The organism is Clostridium arbusti SL206 (assembly GCF_000246895.1).
GTDB classification, from domain to species: domain Bacteria; phylum Bacillota; class Clostridia; order Clostridiales; family Clostridiaceae; genus Clostridium_I; species Clostridium_I arbusti.
Genome location: NZ_BAEV01000015.1, coordinates 43,892 through 49,917, shown reverse-complemented (window position 1 = coordinate 49,917; position 6,026 = coordinate 43,892). Strand labels below are relative to the sequence as shown.

The 6,026-nt window shown below is 28.6% G+C and carries 8 protein-coding genes; 6 read left to right on the top strand and 2 right to left on the bottom strand.

What is annotated here, in order from left to right; all coding sequences use genetic code 11:
• A partial coding sequence (locus tag RH99_RS04730; RefSeq protein WP_010234637.1) for a transposase occupies window positions 1–244 on the bottom strand: 244 nt, incomplete at its 3' end.
• 82 nt (window positions 245–326) lie between these two features.
• Here RH99_RS04730 and RH99_RS18250 point away from each other — a divergent pair.
• From RH99_RS18250 to RH99_RS04700, 6 genes are all read left to right on the top strand, one after another.
• Entirely contained in the window at window positions 327–965 is a 639-nt protein-coding gene (locus RH99_RS18250; protein ID WP_010234632.1) for a CPBP family intramembrane glutamic endopeptidase, read from the top strand.
• A 68-nt stretch (window positions 966–1,033) separates the two neighbouring features.
• On the top strand, window positions 1,034–1,456 hold the full coding sequence (locus tag RH99_RS04720) for a hypothetical protein (RefSeq protein ID WP_010234630.1): 423 nt from the start codon (window positions 1,034–1,036) through the stop codon (window positions 1,454–1,456).
• 133 nt (window positions 1,457–1,589) lie between these two features.
• Window positions 1,590–2,066: a GNAT family N-acetyltransferase gene (locus tag RH99_RS04715; protein ID WP_010234628.1), complete on the top strand. Its 477-nt coding sequence runs from the start codon at window positions 1,590–1,592 to the stop codon at window positions 2,064–2,066.
• An 832-nt stretch (window positions 2,067–2,898) separates the two neighbouring features.
• Window positions 2,899–3,276 (top strand): MerR family transcriptional regulator, encoded by a 378-nt coding sequence (locus RH99_RS04710; protein ID WP_010234626.1) that lies wholly within the window; start codon window positions 2,899–2,901, stop codon window positions 3,274–3,276.
• Entirely contained in the window at window positions 3,266–4,057 is a 792-nt protein-coding gene (locus RH99_RS04705) for a carboxymuconolactone decarboxylase family protein (RefSeq protein ID WP_010234624.1), read from the top strand. The genes RH99_RS04710 and RH99_RS04705 overlap by 11 nt, the downstream gene beginning before the upstream one ends.
• An 81-nt stretch (window positions 4,058–4,138) precedes the next feature.
• Window positions 4,139–5,332, top strand: coding sequence for an MFS transporter (locus RH99_RS04700; protein WP_010234622.1), 1,194 nt, complete (start codon window positions 4,139–4,141; stop codon window positions 5,330–5,332).
• Between the two features lie 146 nt (window positions 5,333–5,478).
• On the opposite strand, the gene RH99_RS04695 is transcribed toward RH99_RS04700, so the two are convergent.
• Window positions 5,479–5,841, bottom strand: a complete 363-nt coding sequence (locus tag RH99_RS04695) for a DUF6483 family protein (RefSeq protein ID WP_010234620.1) — start codon at window positions 5,839–5,841, stop codon at window positions 5,479–5,481.
• Window positions 5,842–6,026: the final 185 nt, after the last annotated feature.

The window sequence follows — 6,026 nt, the reverse complement described above, 5'->3', positions numbered from 1 at the left end:
CTAGCTCTTTTTTGCCAATAAGCTCTTTAAGTTTACGGTTTTCTTCTTCTAGAGCTTTTTCTTTAGGCGTAGCCTTTTTATCCTTTGGCTCTGTTGCATTAATTACATTAAGCTGCTTCTTAAATGTAGATAATGTTGATGATGTAATTTCATATTTTTTGCATATTTGTGCATTAGTTAACCCTTTATTTAATTCTTCAACTATTTTTATTTTTTCATCTAAAGTATACTTTCTTCTTCCCATAGTTCTAACCTCCACTGTGTATTTTTATACTACCATGCTCGTTAGATTCTGTCGAAGGTTATTATGGGGTCAGAGAGAAGCAATGACACCAACACTTGCAGCATTGATTGTAACTGCAATTTTGGGTGGCGGTGCAGGAATACGAATATTTTTAAAAAAGTGCTATTTTGATAATATAAAAATACGCTATATTGTATTATCAGTAATACTACCGTTAGCTGTATTAACTATTACAAAGTTAACATCTCTGATTTTTGTGGATAGTACTCCGTTTATAACAGGTATTACTTCAAAAAAACTGATAATAGTTATGTGGGCTTTTATTGCAGAAGAAATTGGATGGAGAGGATTTTTACAAGAAAAATTAGATAAGTTTTGCGGTAATTTAATAACACCTATACTTCTTGGCAGCGTTTGGGCGTTATGGCATTATCATTTTTTTTGGTTAGGAACTATGTCAGCACCATTAATTTTATTTTTAATTGAGTGTATTGCAGATAGTTTTGGATATTACTGGGTCACTAAAAAATCAGAAGGGAATGTTATTCCAGCTTCCATATGGCATTTTGTAGGAAATTTATGCTTGAATCTTTTTTTGATAAGTCCCGAATATAATCAAGGTAGTATTGTGCCATATTTTCTATTTGTAGTTTATTCAATAATTATGGCTGCAAGTATAAGTATATGGGGAATGCTTTCTATAAAAAGGAAAGCGTCATAAATTGCCACATATGAAGTCTATCTATATTTCTAATAAATAAAATATGGAAATAAGGAAGTGTTGTATTTATGAAAAATTTAATATTAATTCTACTAATATCTATGTTAACATTTTCTGGTTGTGCAAATAAATCAGTTTCAGCAGATAACATTAATGTAAATGATATAGATAGCCTAACAATAATAACATTGCCAAGTCCACCAAAAGAAAAAACAATAACTAAAAAAGATGATATTAAAAAAGTTATGGATGTTGTAAACTCAATTAAAAAAGAGAAAATGAAGCAAGACGATACAAAGGGATGGACTTTATCTATACATACTTCTGGAAAAGAAAAACATTCAATAACATTTTCAGGTGGAAAAGTTGTAATTGATAATTTATCCTATAAAATTCATAATAGTGATATAGATAAGGTTAAAAATTTATATAATAAATTAGATTATAAAGAAGAGTCTTATATAAAACCTTATGAATATAAAAGTAAATAGTACATAAAGGTTATAGCTATATTTAATTCGCAACTTTCTATTAAAGTTCACTAAACCATAAATTAGCTTGATAAATAATTGTGTTTAAGTATGAATCAAAGATCATTTAAATTATGTTCGGAGGGAGCTTTTTATGGGTATATCTTTAATCAAAGCTAAACTAAAGGATGCAGAGACTATTCATCACATGCAAATTAAAGCATTCATGCCATTATTGGAAAGATATAAAGATTTTGAAATAAATCCTGCAAATGAACCAATAGAAAAAGTGATTGGTAGAATCAATCAGCCATCTACAGATTACTATATTGTTAAAAGTGACGGGATGGATGTTGGTGGGATTAGAATAATAAAAAAAGATAATAAAAGCTATGGTGTAAGTCCTATTTTTATATTACCAGAGTACCAAGAAAAAGGGATTGCACAAAAAGTTTTTCAAATTATTGAACAGATATATTATGATGCAATAAAGTGGGAATTAAGTACTATACTACAGGAAAGAGGAAATTGTTATTTATATGAGAAATTGGGTTATGAAAAAACTGGAAAAATGCAAATTATAAATAGCAATATGACATTAGTATTCTATGAAAAATATTTTACTAAATAAATATAAAAAGAGTTGACAAATATAAACGTTTACATTATAATAAAAGCATGAAGAAGATATAAAAAAACTTCTTCTAGCAGCCCTAATTCATAAAAGGATTAAGAAAAAATGTTTAAAGGCATTAGGGTATAGAAAATACAGATATTAAGTATTTGATTTAAAGTATGACTATATAATAATGTTATTACAGTTTAAAAGATTGAGAATATGGAAATGGAAATGGAAATGAAATATAATTAGCTTACTAGATATACTAGAGGCTAAGCTATATTGGAACACAAAATTTAGTGAAATTTATCTTAAAAATTATATTTAATTCAAGGCTTATGTACAGATGATTATAGTACAGTATCCTCGGGGCAAGGGGATTTCAAGCCTATAAAGAGTCTTAGAGTACGAACTCTCGGAAGTAGAAAACTCTTACTTCTATATGTCGGAGCAGTTCACAAGTTGTATAAATATAATTTAACAGATGTTAATTATTAAATCATATGTGTCCAATAAAAATTTAATCAATAAAAATAGCAGATTTTATAATGCAGATAGCATATAAAAATCAAAAAAAGGTGATGAATATTCAAATAATATCAGAAAATTTAAATGAATTAGGTGTTGCTTAACCACCAATTAGTTTATATATAATATATAACTAATTGGTGGTTTGATTTTTTGTGGTTGTTATAATCTTATTATTTGTACTTCGTAGACTTCAAAATATCCGTCGCATCTTTGACTTACTATTTATTTTCATATGCCTTAATTAAATTTTAAATTATAACTTGACTTAAAGTATACTTTAAGTGGTATGTTTTTAAATAAGGGAGGCATTGCTATGGCAGAATTTGAAATAAGCGAAGTGTCAAAATTAATAAAATTAAAACCACATACTCTCAGGTACTATGAAAGTATAGGATTAATCACAAGTATAAAAAGAAACTCATCTGGAAAAAGAATTTATAGTGAAGAAGATATAAAATGGCTTCAAGTTATAAATAGACTTAGAGAAACTGGAATGACTATAGAGAAAATGAAAGAATACGCTCAATTAAGAAAGATGGGAGATTCAACTATTACAGAAAGAAAAAATATTATGAAAGAACATTTAGCATTAATTGAAGATAAAATTAAAGAGTTATTAAAATCACGAGATTATGTTGCAAAAAAAATTAAGATTTATACTGAAATGGAGGAAAATATTAATGGAAGATAGATTAAAACGAGGATATATAAAATTGCGTGAGGTAGATGGAAAAGCTGGTAGGGATGTAGAAAATAGTTTGAATGATATATTTCCAGACTTAGTTAAGTATATGATTGAGTACGTTTGGGGTGATATATATTCAAGAAATATATTGGATCTAAAATCAAAAGAAATGGCTGTAGTTGCGGCATTAACAGCAATTGGAAATGCTGAACCCCAATTAAAGGTTCACATAAATGGAGCATTAAATGTTGGTTGTACAATTAATGAAATTAAAGAAATAATACTTCAAATGTCTGCATACGCTGGTTTTCCAGCATGTATAAATGCAATGAACGCGTTAAAGAATGTGTTAAAGGAACGTGAAAAGCAAGGAATAAAAGATTGTATAGGCGATGAACCAACAAATAAAATTTCGCCTATGGAAAGATATGAAGTTGGTGTAAAAGAACTTTCTGAATTAGACAGTAAGCAGGTAAATTTTCTTGAAGAAACTTATAATGATTTTTCACCGGACTTAGTTAAATTTATAGTATGTGGTCAAGCAGATATTGCAGCAAGAAATAATTTAAATAAAAAATATAGGGAGATTTCTACAATTTCAGCTTTAGCGGCTTTAGGAACTGCTCAGCCACAATTAAAATTTCATATTAATGCAGGACTTAATATAGGATTAACAGCTGATGAAATTAAAGAAATTATGCTTTTAACTACTGTTTATTCAGGTTTCCCAAAAGCTATAAATGGAACAAATATTTTAAAAGAAGTTTTAAAAGAAAGAAACGAATAATTTTATTTAAATACAGTTAAATTATTATTTTAGTAATAAATTTGAAGATTGACATAATATAAAGGGAGCTGCAAAATCAAAATGAAAAATAATATAAAATCTAATAGAATTAACTCTAATCATTCTAATTATCTTCCAATGCCAGGATTACTTGCCCTAGCTATGACAGGATTTACAGCCATTATGACAGAAACACTTCCAGCAGGTTTGTTACCACAGATAAGCAAAGGACTTAAAATCTCAGAAAGTCTTGCTGGTCAGTTGGTTACCTTATATGCTATTGGCTCATTAGTAGCCGCTATTCCATTAGTTGTTGTCACTCAAAGGTGGAGACGTCGTCCACTTCTTCTTATATCTATTTGTGGTTTCCTTATTTTTAACAGTATCACAGCATTATCATCTAATTATATATTGACACTAATTGCACGCTTTCTTGCAGGAGTATCTGCTGGTATTTCATGGGGAATGATTCCTGGATATGCTCGACGCATGGTCTCAGATCAGCTTAAAGGACGAGGGCTAGCTATAGCAATGATAGGTATACCAATTGCCTTAACTTTTGGTGTACCTCTTGGAACCTTTTTAGGTAATATTATTGGATGGCGCTATATATTTGGATTCATGGCAATGCTTAATCTTACATTGATAGTATGGGTAATTTTAAAAGTACCTGATTACCCAGGACAGGCCACTAAATCTTCCATATCTGTCTTAAGTATATTTACTACTCCTGGAGTACGCCCTATACTGTTTGTTATTATGACTTGGATACTGGCTCATAATATTATTTATACATATATAGTCCCATTTCTTACATCATTGGGTATGAGCAATCATATTGATTTGGCATTACTTATTTTTGGTATTTCAGCCTTTGTAAGTATATGGCTCGTAGGTTTATTGATTGATCGTTGGTTACGTATGTTAGTTTTAATTAGTATAGCTGTTTTTGCATTGGATTCAATTGTATTTGGCATGGCTAGTAATAATTTTATGGTTATATATATATGTACTGCTATTTGGGGGTTAACATTTGGTGGTTCATCAACATTGTTAAGTACAGCACTTGCTGAGACCGTTGTAGATGAAGGCGTGGATATAGCTATGTCAATAAGCACCACTGTATGGAACTTAGCTATAGCAGGTGGCAGTTTGGCAGGAGGAATACTTCTTAAAAATGTTGGTGCTGCTTCATTTACAAAAGTACTGTTTATATTATTGATTTTTGCACTAATTGTATCATATATGTCAAAAAAGCATGGATTTACTCAATAAAAACATAAATCTAATAACTTTTTATCTGGATAAAAAATCAAAATATAACTACTTTATAGTATCGATATATTTTATTCAATAACTAAAAAGGCATCATTGCCTTTTTTTATGATTATTACAAACACTTAACTTTTACTAAACTAAATTTATTCATATATTTTTTTTACATCTCTTAAGCCTTCTACTATTTCATTTCTTGAAAAGTTACATTTGGCAAGTTTATCATCACTCCATAAATTTAGTTTTTTATAAAATGATAAAGCTATTTGTAGATTGAAGGGTGATTTACATGTTTCGATATGTTCAAATATCATATTTTCAGCTTCATTAATTTTACCAGCATTTATATAATTATTGAGCATAATTGGTAATAAATCATTTTCCGAAATTGTTACATTACCATTTTGTTCATTAAGCAAACTATCCATAGCATTTTTCCCTGAAAAAATGGTAACCAATAGTTGTGTACTTGATTTTATTAATTTCATTATATAATCACTTTCATTCATATACAAATCACTCCCCATTATCTAGAAATATAAAACATTGGTATAAGAAATTACATATAAGTAATAATAATATATATTATATCATCTTGAATGAAGTTTTCAAATTGATGTATATATTAATTTTCTATTTTAAAGATAGTAGCCACATAACTGTAATGTTATGATACTAAAGAATGTACTGCAAT